At 69.8% G+C, this 15,767-nt stretch carries 14 protein-coding genes; 7 read left to right on the top strand and 7 right to left on the bottom strand.

The window, feature by feature from the left end:
• Window positions 1-20: 20 nt before the first annotated feature.
• Entirely contained in the window at window positions 21-752 is a 732-nt protein-coding gene (locus DDV73_RS25185) for a YbaB/EbfC family nucleoid-associated protein (RefSeq protein ID WP_109510032.1), read from the bottom strand.
• Window positions 753-908: 156 nt separating this feature from the next.
• On the bottom strand, window positions 909-2,042 hold the full coding sequence (locus DDV73_RS25180) for a glycerophosphodiester phosphodiesterase (protein ID WP_109510031.1): 1,134 nt from the start codon (window positions 2,040-2,042) through the stop codon (window positions 909-911).
• A 101-nt stretch (window positions 2,043-2,143) separates the two neighbouring features.
• Here DDV73_RS25180 and DDV73_RS28945 point away from each other — a divergent pair, with 101 nt between their 5' ends.
• The gene (locus tag DDV73_RS28945; protein ID WP_206051088.1) at window positions 2,144-2,791 is read left to right on the top strand and encodes a DUF2510 domain-containing protein; all 648 of its coding nucleotides are present in this window, start codon (window positions 2,144-2,146) and stop codon (window positions 2,789-2,791) included.
• A 112-nt stretch (window positions 2,792-2,903) separates the two neighbouring features.
• Here DDV73_RS28945 and DDV73_RS25170 read toward each other — a convergent pair whose 3' ends face one another.
• Window positions 2,904-4,031, bottom strand: coding sequence for an HNH endonuclease signature motif containing protein (locus tag DDV73_RS25170; RefSeq protein ID WP_240617476.1), 1,128 nt, complete (start codon window positions 4,029-4,031; stop codon window positions 2,904-2,906).
• Window positions 4,032-4,346: 315 nt separating this feature from the next.
• Window positions 4,347-5,411 (bottom strand): glycerophosphodiester phosphodiesterase family protein, encoded by a 1,065-nt coding sequence (locus tag DDV73_RS25165; RefSeq protein ID WP_240617475.1) that lies wholly within the window; start codon window positions 5,409-5,411, stop codon window positions 4,347-4,349.
• A gap of 231 nt (window positions 5,412-5,642) precedes the next feature.
• On the opposite strand from DDV73_RS25165, the gene DDV73_RS25160 reads away from it, so the two are divergent.
• From DDV73_RS25160 to DDV73_RS25150, 3 genes are all read left to right on the top strand, one after another.
• Window positions 5,643-7,883 carry a proprotein convertase P-domain-containing protein gene (locus DDV73_RS25160; protein ID WP_206051087.1) on the top strand — a complete coding sequence of 747 codons (2,241 nt, stop codon included), beginning with the start codon at window positions 5,643-5,645 and terminating at the stop codon, window positions 7,881-7,883.
• 111 nt (window positions 7,884-7,994) lie between these two features.
• Window positions 7,995-8,519 (top strand): YbaK/EbsC family protein, encoded by a 525-nt coding sequence (locus DDV73_RS25155; protein WP_420818489.1) that lies wholly within the window; start codon window positions 7,995-7,997, stop codon window positions 8,517-8,519.
• On the top strand, window positions 8,509-8,970 hold the full coding sequence (locus DDV73_RS25150; RefSeq protein WP_109510028.1) for a DUF6328 family protein: 462 nt from the start codon (window positions 8,509-8,511) through the stop codon (window positions 8,968-8,970). The genes DDV73_RS25155 and DDV73_RS25150 overlap by 11 nt, the downstream gene beginning before the upstream one ends.
• On the opposite strand, the gene DDV73_RS25145 is transcribed toward DDV73_RS25150, so the two are convergent.
• The 3 genes from DDV73_RS25145 to DDV73_RS25135 are packed head-to-tail and all read right to left on the bottom strand — an operon-like array spanning window position 8,971 to window position 11,444.
• A complete protein-coding gene (locus DDV73_RS25145) occupies window positions 8,971-9,519 on the bottom strand; it encodes an NADPH-dependent FMN reductase (protein ID WP_276310144.1) in 549 nt (182 codons plus the stop codon).
• 12 nt (window positions 9,520-9,531) lie between these two features.
• On the bottom strand, window positions 9,532-10,545 hold the full coding sequence (locus tag DDV73_RS25140) for a hypothetical protein (RefSeq protein ID WP_109510027.1): 1,014 nt from the start codon (window positions 10,543-10,545) through the stop codon (window positions 9,532-9,534).
• The gene (locus DDV73_RS25135; RefSeq protein ID WP_109510026.1) at window positions 10,539-11,444 is read right to left on the bottom strand and encodes an alpha/beta hydrolase; all 906 of its coding nucleotides are present in this window, start codon (window positions 11,442-11,444) and stop codon (window positions 10,539-10,541) included. The genes DDV73_RS25140 and DDV73_RS25135 overlap by 7 nt, the downstream gene beginning before the upstream one ends.
• Window positions 11,445-11,492: 48 nt before the next feature.
• Between DDV73_RS25135 and DDV73_RS25130 the strand changes: the two genes are divergently transcribed.
• The 3 genes from DDV73_RS25130 to DDV73_RS25120 all read left to right on the top strand — a co-directional run bounded on the left by DDV73_RS25130 (window position 11,493) and on the right by DDV73_RS25120 (window position 15,573).
• Window positions 11,493-11,993, top strand: a complete 501-nt coding sequence (locus tag DDV73_RS25130; protein ID WP_109510025.1) for a GNAT family N-acetyltransferase — start codon at window positions 11,493-11,495, stop codon at window positions 11,991-11,993.
• Between the two features lie 119 nt (window positions 11,994-12,112).
• A complete protein-coding gene (locus tag DDV73_RS25125) occupies window positions 12,113-13,831 on the top strand; it encodes an ABC transporter ATP-binding protein (RefSeq protein ID WP_206051086.1) in 1,719 nt (572 codons plus the stop codon).
• A complete protein-coding gene (locus tag DDV73_RS25120) occupies window positions 13,828-15,573 on the top strand; it encodes an ABC transporter ATP-binding protein (RefSeq protein ID WP_109510024.1) in 1,746 nt (581 codons plus the stop codon). Before DDV73_RS25125 ends, DDV73_RS25120 begins: the two co-directional genes overlap by 4 nt.
• The last annotated feature ends 194 nt before the right edge of the window (window positions 15,574-15,767 follow it).

Below are 15,767 nucleotides of genomic sequence, written 5' to 3'. Positions count from 1 at the left end.
ATCGCTGGTTCGGGCCGCGGTTAGCGGCCGGGCTTGGGGGTCGTGTTGTTGCCGAGCAGGGACTGGTACGCCGCGAGTCCGGTCGCGTCCATGATCGAGGCGAGTCCGGAGGCAGCCGCCTGGTCCAGCGCGGCTCGGATCGCCTGCGTGATCTCCCGGCTGAGGTTGACCTCGTGTGCGGTCGCGAGCCACTTCGGGTTGATCGACACCGCGGTGACACTGCTCTCGCCGGTGACCGTCGCGGTGACTCGGCCCTTGCCACTGCGGCCGACGTACTCCTGCGTGCCGTGCGCGTCGACGAGGGCCTCAGCGCGGTCGAGCCCGGCCAGCATCTCGTTCAACAAGTCCATCGTCTGCGCCAGCGAGGCGTCGGCCCGCTCGCCCGACTGGGCCTGAAGATTCTTGGAGAGCTGCTCGACCCGCGGGTCGAGTCCGGCCGGCCGCGCCGTGAACGACTCTGTCTCCTCGACATCGGACTGCACCTCGGCGTACTGCTCCATCCGCTTGCCGGCCGCGTTCGCGAGGGCCATCAGGACCGCGCTCCCCAGCTCCTCGGCCGAGATGCGGCTGCGCCAGCCCGGGTTGACAGTTGCGGACTGGAACGACCCGGTCTCCGAGAGCTTGACACTCACGCTCGCGGTCTCGTCGGCACCCTGCACCGGACTCAGACGCCGCGAGGTCTCCTCGGCTTGTTGTTGCAGGACATCGAGCTCCTCACGAAGCTCGTTCAGGTCGTCCACCAGCTCGCTCATGATGTCCTCTCGGTTCGCTGCCAACGTGGTCTTAACTTCCCTCACGTCCCGCTACCAAACGTCACGCCCCGGTACCAAACGCATTTCGGGACAGAATGACAATATTCGCAAACGCGAATGGCCCGGCGGGAAGCCGGGCCATCTGAGCGAGCTGGGTCAGTCGTCGAGCCAGTCCTGACGCGCGTCGACGGCGGTGTCCGGGTGGTCGGCGAACATGCCGTCCACGCCGGCGTCGAGGAACGCCTGCACCTCCGCGCGGGAGTTGCCCTTGGCGATCGGGTTGGTCCCGATCCGGAAGTTGGTCGCCATGAACTGGTTCTCGTCGCGGATCGTCCAGACGTGCACGATCAGGTCGCGGGCGTGGGCGTCGTCGACCAGCGTCGACGGCGCACCGGTCGCGCCGGTGGCCGGGTCACGGGGCAGCACCAGGTCCTTGTTGGCACCGATGCCGTCGGCGTACTCGGAGATCCAGCGCAGCCCGGCCGGGGTGAGCAGGTCCTTGTAGGTCCGCGGGTCACCGGCCGCGACCAGGTCGTACGGCGCGCCGCTGCTGTTGACGAGCTGGACGATCTGGAGCCTGGTCTTGCCTGCCAGCTCGCGCAGGTTGCCGGTCTCGAAGGACTGGATGAAGACCTTGTCCCGCTTGCTGTCCAGGCCGTTGCGCTTGAGCGTGCGCAGCAGCGGCTCCTCCAGCGAGAGCCCGATCGAGTCGAAGTAGGTCGGGTGCTTGGTCTCGGGGTAGATGCCGATCTTGCGCCCGGCCCGCTTCGACTCGCGCTTCACCAGGTCGATCACCTCTTGCAGGGTCGGGACCTCGAACCGGCCGTCGTACCGGGTGTTGTCGGGACGCACCAGCGGCAGCCGCTCCTTCGCACGCAGTGTCTTGAGCTCCCGGAGGGTGAAGTCCTCGGTCCACCAGCCGGTGACCTTGACCCCGTCGATGACCTTCTCCTTCTTGCGCCCGGCGAACTCCGGGTGGTCGGCGACGTCGGTGGTGCCGCCGATCTCGTTCTCGTGGCGCGCCACCAGGACGCCGTCCTTGGTGGAGACCAGGTCGGGCTCGACATAGTCGGCGCCGAGGCGGATGGCGAGCTGGTACGCCGCCAGGGTGTGCTCGGGTCGGTAGCCGGAGGCGCCACGGTGGCCGATGACGATCGGCTTGGTGTGGTGGAGGGCGGCGGACTTGGCGCTGTCGCTGGCGGCCGGGGCGGCGGTGGCCTGCGGGGCGAGCAGCATCGGGGCGGCAAGGGAGAGTGCCGCTGCGGCGGCGACTCGAGTGATGGTCAGCATGGGCCCGAGCCAAGCGGCATCGGGTGACATCGGCACCGAGCCCGGGTGAACCGCGGGTGACGGGGGTCCACGCTGTTCGCCAACCGTGATAGACCGGAGGTATGCAGCCGACACCACCCGGCTGGTACTGGGACCCGGGCAACCGTCCGGGCCTGTTCCGGTGGTGGGACGGCCACGCTTGGTCCGGCGAGCTGACGCCGGATCGCAACGACCCGCCGCCCCACCCGCCCGACCTGCCCGCGCCGGACGTCGACGGCCGCTACCGGGCCGGCGGGTTGTCAGTGCCGGCGCTGCCCGATCCGTGGCGCCCGTGCCCGGGGTACCCCGACATCGACGGCGTGCAAGGGCAGGAGGTCGTGGTCGGCAAGACGCCGCGCGGTCCCTACCTCGGTGCGATCTTCATTGGCGGCCTGCCCGCCTCGACCGAGTACGCCGGGCACCTCGACACCGCCGGGCTGGCGTTCGCCGACGCCATGCTGCACACCTACTATCCGCACGAGCGCCCGCACGACGCGCTCGCGCCCGAGCCGGCGACCGTCGACGGTCACGCGGCCTGGCGGCTCGCCGTACCGCTCGACGTCGACGACCCGGCCCTGTCGTTCACGACCGAGGAGGCGCTCTTCGTCCTCGTGGACGTCGACGCCGCCCGCCCCGGCGTGCTGTTCGCCAGCCTGCCGGGAGTCGCCGGCGTACCGTCCGCGGACGAGGTCTTCACGTCGCTGACGGTGTCTCGGGCTGCCTCGGACTGAGGGCCTATTTACAGACTTACGTGGTCACCGTCGGCGTTTGGTTGCGGTCCAACTCAGTGTCGGCGCCTATTCTTGCGCGTAACTGTGGTCAACGTTCTGTGGTTGCGGTCCATTAGTTTCTGCGGTGGAATCGGATATCGCCGTTGGGCATTCGCTCTACTGAATAGCGATTGTCGTGGGCTCGGTGGTGATGGTGTGAACAGAGGAGTACGCCGTCGGCGAGGTTGGTCTTTCCGCCTTTTGACCACGGCTCCCAATGATGCGCTTCACACCACGACGCCGGGATCGTGCAATTCTCGCCACGACACCGCTGGTCTCGGAGTCGCATGGCCTTGTGCTGGGCTCTTGAGAAGAGTCGGCGGGTGCGGCCGAAGTCGAGGATCTCTGACCTCCCGCCGAGCACCACCGGCACGATCTGCGCGGTGCAGGCCAGGCGGCGGGCCTCGGAGGCGGTGATCTTGTCGTCGGTGCCAACCAATCCGGCGGCCGCGAGGTCGCGGGCCAGCGCGTCGTGGCTGATGGTGACCATCACCGTGGTCGCGTCGCCGCCGTGCGCCGGGAGCCTGGCTGGGTCGAGGTGCTCCAACAGGGCGCAGAACGCCTGACCGCGCGCCCGGTGCTGCGGTGCAGAGTTGGCCTGCTGGCGAGGTGAGGTGAAGGCGTCCAGGTAGGTCACCAGCCGCGTCGCCGCGGCATCCGGCAGGATTCCGGACAGGCGGGTGGTGCCGTCTCCACGCCTGGTCAGCGTCAGGCTCGCGGTCTCCCAGGCCCGTTCTTCCTCTCGCTGCAGCTGCTTGGCCTCCTCGGCTTCGCCGACCTCAGGCGCGATCACGTCCAGAATCCGCCGCCCCAGCACCCGCAGTTGGTCCGGCCGATACTCCTTGGCTGCTTCGACCAGATGGTCCTCGGCCTGCACCAGCAACGCTGGGTCGAGATCGCCCGGGAGTTCGTCCAGCGCCCGCGCGATCACCTTGGCTTGGGCTAGGTTCACCGCGCCAGCCGCGATACCGGCGGCGAGTCGGGTCCAGCGGGTGTCGAGGGCGGTCGCCAGATGCTGCTCGGCTCGGCATGCTTGCGGGCTGTCTTGGGTCTGGTGGGCCAACCAGGCGGCCACGTCTCGGGCGCCGGTCTCGACGGCGACATCGTCCGCCGAGGCCATGATCCGTAGCCGCAGCGCGGTCAGTTGGACCTCTAGCCGGGACAGCGCGAGGAGCGCGTCGGCCTTGTCGCCGGTCCGCATGAAAGCGGGATCAACCTCGACAACTTCACTCAATGCAGCCTCAATAGCGGCAGCACAGGCGAGTACCGGATGCGGTGAATTGACGAGCATTCCTCCGGCACCTCCCCCATGGTGTACCGACGATGACTGACTACGTCAACAGTACATACGTTCGAGCGATAGTCAAAGGTTTGGGAACCGCAACCACAGACCGTTGACCCGAACAAACCGTAAGCCGAAAAGCGGCCGAACCAAGTACCGCAACCAACCGCCGACGGTAACCACGTAATTCTGCAAATGAAGCCCCAGCCCGAAACAACCCGGACAACAAAAGACTCAGGCAGCCTGGTCGCGAACAGCGAGCACCACATCAGGGTGGTCGGTGATTAGCCCGTCCACGCCGGCATCGAGGAATGCCTGCGCCTCCGCGGCCAGCGCACCGTGGTCCTCCGGGTCGTCACCGTTGCGGTGGTTGGTCGGCAGGAAGTGGTTCTCGGCGCGCAGGGTCCAGACGTGCACGGTCAGCCAGCGGCGGTGCGCGTCGCGGACCAGGCGGGACGGGCGGCCGATCATGCCGTCGGCGTCGCGCGGCAGCACCAGACCCTTGTGGGCGCCGATGCCGTCGGCGTACTCGTCGATCCAGGCGAGGCCGTCGGGCGTGGCCAGGTCGGCGTACGTGCGCGGGTCACCGGCCGCGACCAGGTCGGCGGGGCGCTTCCCGGACGACTCCAGCAGCTGTACGACGGAGACTCGCAGCCGGCCGGACAGGCGCCGCAGCACCGTCGGCTCGAACGACATCACCGTGACCCGCGACCGCGGGTGGTCCACCTCGTGCCGGCGCAGGTCGGCGAGCAGGGGCTCGTCGACGGGCAGCCCGATCGAGTCGAAGTACGCCGCGCTCTTCAGCTCCAGCATCACGCCGACCTGCCGGCCGCGGCGCGCGGACTCGGCGTGCACCATCGCGAGCACCTCGTTCAGTGACGGCACACCCGCCTGCCCGTCGTACGACGCGCTGTCCGGCCGCATCCCGGGGAGCCGCTCGCGTGCCGCCAGGTGCTTGAGCTCGGCGAGAGTGAAGTCCTCCACGAACCAGCCGGTGTGACGGGCGCCGTCCACGACCTTGGTCGTCTTGCGATCGGCGAACTCCGGGTGCAAGGCGACGTCGGTGGTGCCGGTGATCTCGTTCTCGTGGCGGGCGACCAGGACGCCGTCCTTGGTCGGGACCAGGTCGAGCTCGATGTCGTCGGCGCCCATCCGGATCGCGGTCCGATAGGCCTCGAGGGTGTGCTCCGGCCGATAGCCAGAAGCGCCCCGGTGGGCGACGACCGCCGGGGTGACCACGAGACTCGCGGTCCGCTGCCTAGCCTGACGGGGCAGGACGAGCGTGGAGGGAGGAGCCACGGCTCACATGCTTGCGACGCCGATCGCCGCGCCGGTGACCTCGAAGTAAATGGCGCATGAGCGTTCGGCGGCCGCATTGGCGAGCGGAACTTTCTTCTTGACCGGCGGCATCCAGAGAAGATTTTCCGGAGTTACCTCTATTGCCGTGCCGATCTGTAGGCACTAAGAAGTGCCCACCATCAAACTCGGGAGGGTCCCTTGAAACGCTTTCGTGTTCTGCTATCGGCAGCCGTGTGCATCGCCGCCGCCACCCCCATCGCCCTATCAAGCTCAGCGCAGGCCGCCGCCTATACCGACCAGCCGCTGACCCCCGCCACCCAGCTCGCGCCGAAGTCCGAACAGGCCACGCCGCACCGCGGCAAGACCGTCGTCGGTGAGCTCCGCACCGTCGACAGCTCGCTCTCATACGCCGTCAACGGACGCCGCCAGGTGATCACTCACCCGGGCGCGCAGTACATCAAGGTCCACTTCGACTCGCTCCGGCTGGCCCCGGGCGAGTCGGTCACGGTCGCCAGCGAGGACGGCGCCGAGTCGTACACCTACCGCAGCGACCCGACCAAGGCCGGCGCCCGCGGCAACGCGGGCTACACCACCGACGGCAGCGCCGGCTTCTGGGCGATGTCGATCGACGGCGACACGGCCGTGGTCACCCTGCGCACCGCCAAGACCTCCGGCGGCACGGTCGCCACGATCGACCGGTTCTGGCGCGGCTACACCGAGGCCGAGATCGACGCCCACAACCCGGCGATCGAGAGTGTCTGCAGCACCGATGCCCGCCGCGACGTCGTCTGCTACCAGTCCAGCCACCCGACCGAGTACGCCAAGTCGCGTGCGGTCGCGCGGATCCTGTTCAACGGCAGCGCCCACTGCACCGCGTGGCGGGTCGGCAACACCAACCGGATGCTGACCAACAACCACTGCACCGGCAGCCAGGCCGACCTGAACAACCAGGAGATCCAGTTCGACTACCAGTGCGCGACGTGCGGCGGCAACAACCCCGGCGCCGGCACCAAGGTCACCGGCGACACGATGCTGGAGACCAGCGGCGACGGCGGATCCGGGCTCGACTACACCGTGTTCTCGGTCGACAACTTCGACACGATCACGTCGTTCGGCACGCTCTACCTCGACCCACGCGCACCGGTCGCGGGCGAGCGGATCTACATCATCGGCCACGGTGACGGCGACCCGAAGGAGCTGTCGCTCTACAACAACACCCAAAACGACCCGAACGACGTCTGCAAGGTCAACAACGCAACCACGCCGGGTGCGACGCACAACTTCGACTACATGTGCGACACCTCGGGCGGCAGCTCGGGCTCGCCGGTCTTCTCCGCGGACCACAAGGTGATCGGCCTGCACCACCTAGGCGGATGCCCGAACGAGGCGGCCAAGATCAGCCTGGTGTACGCCCAGATCTCGGACCTGATCGACAACACGCCGCCGACCGGCCAGAACGACTTCTCGGTCGGTGTCTCCCCGTCGTCCGGCTCGGTGACCGCGGGCTCGTCGGTGTCGACCACCGTGTCGACCGCGACGATCGCCGGCAACGCGCAGTCGGTGGCGCTCTCCGCGACCGGCCTGCCGACCGGCGCGACCGCGACGTTCAACCCGACCACGGTCACCTCGGGTGCCTCGTCGACGCTGAGCATCGCGACCACCTCCGCAACCCCGGCCGGCAGCTACCCGATCGCGGTCAAGGGAACGGCCACCTCGGGCAGCAAGACCGCGACGTACACGCTGACGGTCAACGGCCCGTCGACCCCGGGCTGTGACGGTACCAACGGCACCGACGTCGCGATCACCGACAACGCCACGGTCAGCTCGTCGATCCCGATCTCGGGCTGCGCCGGGAACGCGTCGGCGACGGCCACGGTGGCGGTGACCATCCAGCACACCTACATCGGCGACCTCAAGGTCGACCTGGTGGCGCCGGACGGCACCGTCTACGTCCTGCACAACCGAACCGGGGGCAGCGCCGACAACATCAACCAGACCTACACGGTCAACCTGTCGAGCGAGGCCGCCAACGGGACCTGGAAGCTGCAGGTCAACGACAACGCGTCGCAGGACACCGGCAAGATCGACACCTGGACGCTGAAGACCGGTGGCGGCGGTACGACGCCGTCGTGCCAGCCGCAGACCAACGGCACCGACGTGGCGATCACCGACAACGCCACGGTCAGCTCGTCGATCACCATCGCCGGCTGCACCGGCAACGCGTCGGCGACCTCGAAGGTAGCGGTCACCATCCAGCACACCTACATCGGTGACCTCAAGGTCGACCTGGTGGCGCCGGACGGCACCGTCTACGTCCTGCACAACCGGACCGGCGGCAGCGCCGACAACATCAACACCACCTACACGGTGAACCTGTCGTCGGAGGCTCGGAACGGCGCCTGGAAGCTGCAGGTCAACGACAACGCCGCCCAGGACACCGGCAAGATCGACACCTGGACGCTCACGCTCTGAGTTGTCGGTCAGTTTCACTAGGTACCTTGTGAAACTGTCCCTGCCCGTCGGAAGTATCCGACGGGCAGGGACAGTTTCGAGCGGGCGGTGGCGAGGTCCAGAATGGCCACCATGGAGCTGACCTACCTGCCCGCGCTCGAGCATCCCGAGATCGTTGCCACCCCGGTCGCCGCGGCCCTGGCCGACTGGCCGCAGGCCGCCGAGGTGCAGGTCGCCGAGATCGACCCCGAGCTTGCCGACACCGCGGCGATGACCGAGGCGTACGGCTTCACCCTCACCCAGAGCGCCAACTGCGTCGTGGTGGCCGGCAAGCGGGACGGGGAGGAGCGGGTCGCGGCGTGCATCGTCCGCGCCGACACCCGGGCCGACGTCAACAACCTGATCCGCAAGACCTTGGGCGTGCGCAAGGCGTCGTTCCTGTCGATGGACCGGGCGGTCGCCGAGTCCGGGATGGAGTACGGCGGGATCACGCCGGTCGGGCTGCCGGAGCAGTGGCGACTGCTCGTGGACGCGCGGGTGGTCGACATCGAGCTCGCGATCATCGGCAGCGGCGTACGCCGGTCCAAGCTGTTCCTCCGCGGCAAGCTGCTCGCCGAGCTGCCTCGGGCCGAGGTGGTCGAGGGCCTTGCCAACTGACCGGCGCGAGACCAAAGACGAACGGCTCGACCGCAACTGGAACGAGCTGCTCCAGGAGATGCGGGTGATGCAGACCGGCGCCCAGCTGATCGCCGGCTTCCTGCTGACCCTGCCCTTCCAGTCGGCGTTCTCGGACCTCGACGACGCCCAGCGCTGGCTCTACCTCGGGCTGGTGATCCTGGCCGGCGTCACCACCGCGCTGATCATGGTCCCAATCGCCGTGCACCGCCGGTTGTTCGGACGCGGCGTCAAGGAGCGGTTGGTGCTGACCGCGCACCGACTGGTGACCGTCGTACTCACCGCGATCGGGCTGCTGATCGTCGGCATCACCACCCTGATTTTCGACGTCGTCGTCGACCGGACCGCGGCGTACATCGCGGGCGGCTCGATGCTGCTGACGGTGCTGGCGCTGCTGGTAGTGGTGCCGCTCGCCGTCGGCGGCGACGAATAGCTATCGGTGGGTGCGGGCGACCCAGTCGGCGAACGCGGTCAGGTAGGCGGCCAGGAAGTCCCGGGTCGCATCGTTGACCAGCGTCCCGGACTCGTCGAACAGGCCCGCCGCGCCGCCGACGTACGCCTCGGGCTGCTGCATCGTGGGCATGTCCAGGAACACCAGCGACTGACGCAGGTGATGGTTGGCTCCGAACGCCCCGATCGCGCCCGGTGAGACGCTGACGATGCCCGCCGGCCGCCCCTTCCAGGCGCTGGTCTGCTTGGGCCGCGAGCCGATGTCGATGGCGTTCTTGAGTACGCCGGGCACCGAGCGGTTGTACTCCGGCGTCACGAACAGGACCGCGTCCGCGGCCCGGATCTCCTCCCGGAACGCGCGCCACTCCGGCGGCGGCGACGCCTCGAGGTCCTGGTTGTAGAGCGGCAGCGTCCCGATCTCGACAAACCGCGGCTTCAGGCCATCCGGCGCCAGCTCGTGCAGCGCCTCGGCGACCTTCATGCTCAGCGACTCGCGGCGCAGGCTGCCGACCAAGGTGGCTACGTCTGTCACGGCTCCACTGTGTCAGTAGCCGTCAGGCCCGTCGATCTCGTCGGACCAGCTGTCGCGATCGCCCCACTCGTGCTCGTCGTACGACGAGTCCTCTGCGAACCGAGCCCGGTCGGCCTCGTCTCGGGTGGGCGCACCACAGGGCCAGATCAGCATGATCTGGCCGTAGTCGGGCTCGCGATGGCGGGCGTAGAGACGCACGCCCCAGCGTCCGGGCGCCGTGGTCAGCGGGTCCGGCACTCCGCGCGGCAGCTGTCCGCTGCCATCCAGGAGACGCAGCGGCCGGTCGGCCTCGATCTCGCACTCCACGACCGCGTCGGCGTGCCAGGTCTGGTCGCCGGGGCTGTGCTCGCGGACCTCTACGGAGACGTCGGTGATGCCCCGCAGCCCGACAGCGACGCCGAGGACACCAGTACCCGGGATCAGGGCCGGGGCCTCCGACCCCGGCTCAGGCGCGGCTGCCGAACCCCGCCAGCGCAGCTCGAAATGGCCGGCCGGCACCTTGACCGGACCGAACCAGCTCCGCGGCTCGCCCTCGGAGTACGGAACAACCGGGACTCCGGTGACCTCGTCCCAGCGCGGCCCTTCGCCTGCCGGCCGCGACGGCGCATCCGCGGGCCAGACCAGCACGAGGTGCTCCTCGAGTGCAGTCGCGACGTACGCGTCGTCGCGGACCTTGGCCTCACCGCGCGCGTGTAGGCGCAGATGATGGCGGCCGGCCCTGACGACGTCACCGCTGGGCGGATCGCTCGGCGCGTATTCCCAGCTGCACACCTGCAGGGACTCCGGAGCATCGAGCGTGACCTCGCTGACCCGCTCCCACTCCGACTGCCACGACTCCTCCTCGACGCCGGGCGCGTGGTCGCCGACCAGCACGCGAAGGCTGATCGGTCCGGATTCCGTGAAGGTGTTGACCACCGCGCGCCCTCCGACGGCAGAGATCGTGCCGAGATCCCCGAACTCTGGCTCGTCGACGTCGTCCTCGCCGGTGAACCAGTAGTGGTGGTACATCACGTCGACGTTCACCATGTCGTCCCGCTCGGTCCGCTGAGGTGCTCGCGGAACCAGGTGGTGATCTCGGCGACGGCCGGGCCGACGTACTCGGGGACGTCGTACAGGTCGATGTGCAGCTTCGCGGGCAGCCAGACGTCCCGCTTCGGCGAGCCGGCACGGGCGAACGCGGCGCGCGCCTGGTCAGGCGTGCAGTAGTCGTCGGCCTCGCCGTGCACCATCAGCCACGGCGTCGGCGAGATGAAGTCGCCGGCGCCGCCGAGGTCGACGGTGACCAGCTCGTAGATCGAGGCGGCGGTCAGCTGGTTGACCCAGCCGGGGCTGGCCGACCGCTCGGTGCCGTAGTACGCCGCCGGCTCCTCGCCCTGCATGACGGTGCCGTCGTGCGGGCCGCCGTCGACCGCGTTGAGGTACGCCGGACCGACGGCGTCCTCGGTCGCCTCGAGCTGGGCGGTGAGCAGCGAGCGGTAGCCGTCGCCCATCCCGGCCTGCATGCCGCGCGGGTCGTTGTAGCCGCCGGCGACCGTGGCCAGCGCGCAGATCCGCGGGTCGAAGGCGGCGGCGCGGAGCGCGTAGCCGCCGCCGAGGCAGACGCCGACGCAGCCGATCCGGTCGCGGTCGACCTCGGGCTGGGAGCGCAGGAACGACACCGCATCGCGCAGGTCGTGCAGCTTGCCGTGCGGGTCCTCGTGCTGGCGCGGCTCGCCCGCGCTGGCACCGAAGTTGCGGTGGTCGAAGGCGAGCGTCGCGAAGCCGGCGGCGGCCAGCTTCTCGGCGTACAGGCCCGCCACCTGCTCCTTGACGCCCGACAGCGGTCCGGTGAGCACCACGCCGGGGAACGGCCCGGCGCCGTCGGGCACCCGAAGCACCCCGCTCAGCCGCACCCCATCGCTGACGAACTCCACCGCGCGAGTCACGCCACGACGGTAGCGCTCACCTCAAGCCCGAGTCCGTACGCTGGCGCCATGACGAGCGACGAGACAGCGGTGACACTTCGTCCGGCGCGGCCCGAGGACGTCGCGCCCCTGGCCGAGCTCTGGTACGCCGGGTTCGTCGACGGCCATGTCGGGCACGTGCCGGAGGCGCTGGTGGAGGTGCGGACCAGGGAGTCGTTCGACGACCGGGTAACCGCCGCGCTCGACCACACCACCGTCGCCGAGGTAGCCGATGAGATCGCCGGCTTCGTGATGGTCGTGGGCGACGAGGTCGAGCAGGTGTACGTCGGCCGCGACCACCGCGGAACCGGCGTCGCCACCGTGGTCCTCGGCGAGGGCGAGCGGCTGGTCGCCCAGAACGGCCACGCCGAGGCCTGGCTGGCCGTCGCTACCGGCAACGCCCGGGCTCGCCGGTTCTACGAGCGCCGCGGCTGGACCGACGGCGGCGCCTTCGACTATCCGGCGAACACCCAGATCGGGCCGGTCCCCGTGCCCTGCCACCGCTACGTGAAGGCCGTCCGGCCCGGCTGACCGTGCGCGCGACGCGCCGCCGCAGCGCCCGCAGGTGTTCGAGGCCGGGCCGACCGCGCCCAACCGGCGTACCCGAAAACCTGTGGAGTGAGACACGGCTGTCTCCGTAGCGTTGAGGGGTGCGCAAACTCCCCCTCGACAACCCCGGGACCGCCGACCACAGGTCGCCGGTCCGGTTCCTGTGGTGGATGGCGAAGGGACAGTGGCACACCCTCGTTGTGGGCATGACCTTCGGCATCATCTGGATGTCGACCCTCGCGGTGATGCCCGCTGTGATCGGCCGCGCGATCGACCACGGTGTCGCGGCGCGCGACGGTGACGAGCTGCTGAAGTGGACCGGCGTGATGCTGGCGATCGGCCTGGTGCAGGCCGCGGCCGGCATCATGCGGCACCGGTTCGCGGTCACCAACTGGCTCACCGCGGCCTATCGGCTGGTGCAGGTCACCGGCCGTCATGCGGTCCTGCTCGGTGGCACCTTGCCGCGCAAGGTCTCGACCGGTGAAGTGGTCGCGATCGGCACCAGCGACCTTTCCCACGTCGGCCAGATCATGGACGTGCTCGCCAGGTTCGCTGGCGCGATCGCGTCGTTCTTCCTCGTGGCGGCGATCCTGCTGCAGACCTCGGTCGCGCTCGGGCTCGTCGTACTCCTCGGTGTGCCGTTCCTGATGCTGGCGGTCGGCCCACTGTTGCGGCCCCTCCAGCGCCGCGGCGCCCGCCAGCGTGAGCTGATGAGCGACCTGTCGAACACCGCCAGCGACATCGTCAGCGGCCTGCGGGTGCTCCGTGGCATCGGTGGCGAGTCTGTCTTCCTGGACCGCTACCGCCGCGAGTCGCAGCGCACCCGCCGCGCGGGCGTGGCCGTCGCCAAGGTGCAGTCGGTGCTGGACGCGCTGCAGGTGCTGCTCCCCGGCGTGTTCGTGGTGCTGGTGGTCTGGCTGGGCGCGCGGTACGCCGTGTCCGGGCGGATGACGGCGGGCGAGCTGGTCGCCTTCTACGGCTACTCAGCGTTCCTGATGATCCCGCTGCGGACCTTCACCGAGTTCGCCAACAAGGCGATCCGGGCCACCATCTCAGCCCGCCGGGTCTGCCGCGTGCTCGCGCTCACGCCCGACGTGGTCGATCCAGCCGACCCGGCGCCGTCGCCGCCGCTCGGCTCCGATCTGTACGACGCGCGCACCGGGCTGCGGGTGGCGCCTGGGCGGCTCACCGCGATCGTGTCGGATGACCCGGACGCGTCCGCTCACCTGGCCGACCGGCTCGGCATGTTCGCCGGAACGATCGATGACGACGTCCGCCTGGGCGGCGTGCCGCTCCCCCGGCTCACCCGCACCGAGGTGCGCGGGCGGATCGTGGTGTCCGACACCGGAGCCGCCCTGTTCAGCGGCCGCTTGGGCGACGGCCTCGACGTGCGGGGCGGCGGTGACCTCGACGCGGCGCTGCAGACCGCCTCGGCCGAGGACGTGCTCGAAGCGCTGCCCGACGGGCTGGACGCGGAGGTCGCCGAGCGCGGCCGGTCGTTCTCGGGTGGCCAGCGGCAGCGGCTGGTACTGGCCAGGGCGCTGGCGACCGATCCCGAGATCCTGGTTCTGGTGGAGCCGACCAGCGCGGTCGACGCCCACACCGAGGCCCGGATCGCGCGCCGGCTGACGAAGCACCGGGCCGGCCGGACCACCGTGGTCACCAGCACCAGCCCGCTGATGCTGGACGCCGCCGACACTGTCGCGTTCCTGGTCGGCGGCCGGATCGCGGCCACCGGCAGCCATGCCGACCTGCTGGCCGGCGACCCGGCGTACCGCGCCGTGGTGACCCGTGAGACCGAGCTCGAGGAGGCGAGATGAGCACCAGCCTGCCGGTGGCCGACAGCCGTTCGGTCCGCCGCTACGCGCGCGACCTCGCGCGCCGGCACCCGCGGATGCTGTACGGCGCCCTGGCGCTGCACATCGCCGCCGCGGTGGCCGGTCTGGCCGCGCCGCGGCTGCTCGGCGAGCTGGTCGGCGCGGTCGAGGCGGGCACCACCACAGCCCACGTCGACCGGGTGATCATGCTGCTCGCAGGGTTCCTGCTGCTGCAGACGGTGCTGACCCGCTACGCGCGCTACGTCTCGCAGACGCTGGGCGAGGAGGTGCTGGCCGAGCTGCGCGAGGACTTCGTGGAGAACACGCTCGCGCTGCCGGTCGGAGTGGTCGAGTCGGCCGGCTCCGGCGATCTGCTCACCCGCACCTCCCGTGATGTCGACCAGCTCGGATGGTCGGTGCGGTGGGCGCTGCCGGAGTGGACGATCGCGCTGGTCACCGCGGTACTGACCTTCGCCGCGGCGGTTTCGGTCGGCTGGTGGGTAGCGCTGCCGTGCCTGCTCGGCGTACCGCCGCTAGTGATTGGCCTGCGCTGGTACCTCGCGCGCGCCAAGGACGGCTACCTGCGCGAGTCCGCGACGTACTCCCAGATCAACGCCCGGCTCACCGAGACCGTCGAGGGTGCCCGCACCATCGAGGCGCTCGGGCTCGGTGGTGAGCGGGTGACCGCGATCGACGACGACATCAAGGACTCGTACGACGCCGAGCGCTACACGCTGCACCTGCGGACGGTCTTCTTCCCGTCCATGGAAATCTCGTACCTGCTGCCGACCGTGGCCACGCTGCTGTTCGGCGGCTGGCTCTACACCCGCGGCGACGCGTCGCTGGCCGAGGTGACGGCGGCGACCCTGTACGTGCAGATGCTGATCGACCCGGTCGACCGGCTGGTCGCGATCCTCGACGAGCTGCAGATGGGCGCGGCGTCACTGGCCCGCCTGCTCGGCGTCGCGCAAGTGCCGGACGACCGAGAGGCGACCGGCGCGCAGCCGCTCGACGAGAAGCTCTCGGCCGACGACGTGCGGTTCTCGTATGTCGAGGGGCGCGACGTGCTGCACGGCGTCTCGCTGGATGTCGGTGTGGGTGAGCGGATCGCGATGGTCGGGCCGTCGGGTGCCGGGAAGTCGACACTCGGGCGGCTGCTCGCCGGCATCCACCCGCCGCGAGCCGGCTCGGTCACCGTCGGCGGCGTCGGCCTCACCGAGCTGCCGCTTTCCGATCTTCGGGGACACGTCGCCCTGGTGACCCAGGAGCACCACGTCTTCGTCGGCACCATCCGCGAGAACCTCGCCCTCGCCGCGCCTCCGGGTGCCGGAGACGACTCGATCTGGCAGGCGCTCGCGGCGGTGGATGCCGACGAGTGGGTGCGCGCGCTGCCCGACGGGCTGGACGAGGTGGTCGGCTCGGGCGGCCGGGTCCTGACTGCTGCGCAGGCGCAGCAGGTAGCGCTCGCCCGGCTGGTGCTGGCCGACCCGCACACGCTGGTGCTCGACGAGGCGACCTCGCTGATCGACCCGCGCGCGGCTCGGCATCTCGAGCGCTCGCTGGCCGCCGTACTGTCCGGGCGGACCGTGATCGCCATCGCGCACCGGCTCTTCTCGGCCCACGACGCCGACCGGGTCGCGGTCGTCGAGGACGGCAAGATCGCCGAGTTCGGCTCCCACGACGAGCTGGTCGAGGCCCGTGGCTCGTACGCCGCCCTCTGGGACTCCTGGCACGGCAAGTCGTAACCAGCCCGGGAGGTCGGGCAGTTTCACTAGGTACCTAGTGAAACTGCCCCTCCCCGTCGGAAACTTCGCGTGGGCTGGGACAAATTCACTAGGTACCTAGGGCGAGTTCGGGCGGTCAACGCAACAAGAGGTCTTGGATGGCCTCTGAGGGGCGAGCGTAGTCGAGGCGTTTGCGGGGCCTGTCGTTGAGTTCG

The organism is Nocardioides speluncae, assembly GCF_003121585.1.
Taxonomy (GTDB): Bacteria; Actinomycetota; Actinomycetes; order Propionibacteriales; family Nocardioidaceae; genus Nocardioides; species Nocardioides speluncae.
The sequence above is the reverse complement of the archived record's forward strand: the minus strand, read 5'-3'. Positions and strand labels throughout refer to the sequence as shown.

What these genes read in the sequence shown, in the direction of transcription:
- DDV73_RS25185 (WP_109510032.1), bottom strand. Translation starts at nt 752, where the DNA reads ATGAGCGAGCTGGTGGACGACCTGAACGAGCTTCGTGAGGAGCTCGAT.
- DDV73_RS25180 (WP_109510031.1), bottom strand. Translation starts at nt 2,042, where the DNA reads ATGCTGACCATCACTCGAGTCGCCGCCGCAGCGGCACTCTCCCTTGCC.
- DDV73_RS28945 (WP_206051088.1), top strand. Translation starts at nt 2,144, where the DNA reads ATGCAGCCGACACCACCCGGCTGGTACTGGGACCCGGGCAACCGTCCG.
- DDV73_RS25170 (WP_240617476.1), bottom strand. Translation starts at nt 4,031, where the DNA reads ATGCGGACCGGCGACAAGGCCGACGCGCTCCTCGCGCTGTCCCGGCTA.
- DDV73_RS25155 (WP_420818489.1), top strand. Translation starts at nt 7,995, where the DNA reads ATGGAGCTGACCTACCTGCCCGCGCTCGAGCATCCCGAGATCGTTGCC.
- DDV73_RS25140 (WP_109510027.1), bottom strand. Translation starts at nt 10,545, where the DNA reads ATGGTGAACGTCGACGTGATGTACCACCACTACTGGTTCACCGGCGAG.
- DDV73_RS25130 (WP_109510025.1), top strand. Translation starts at nt 11,493, where the DNA reads ATGACGAGCGACGAGACAGCGGTGACACTTCGTCCGGCGCGGCCCGAG.
- DDV73_RS25120 (WP_109510024.1), top strand. Translation starts at nt 13,828, where the DNA reads ATGAGCACCAGCCTGCCGGTGGCCGACAGCCGTTCGGTCCGCCGCTAC.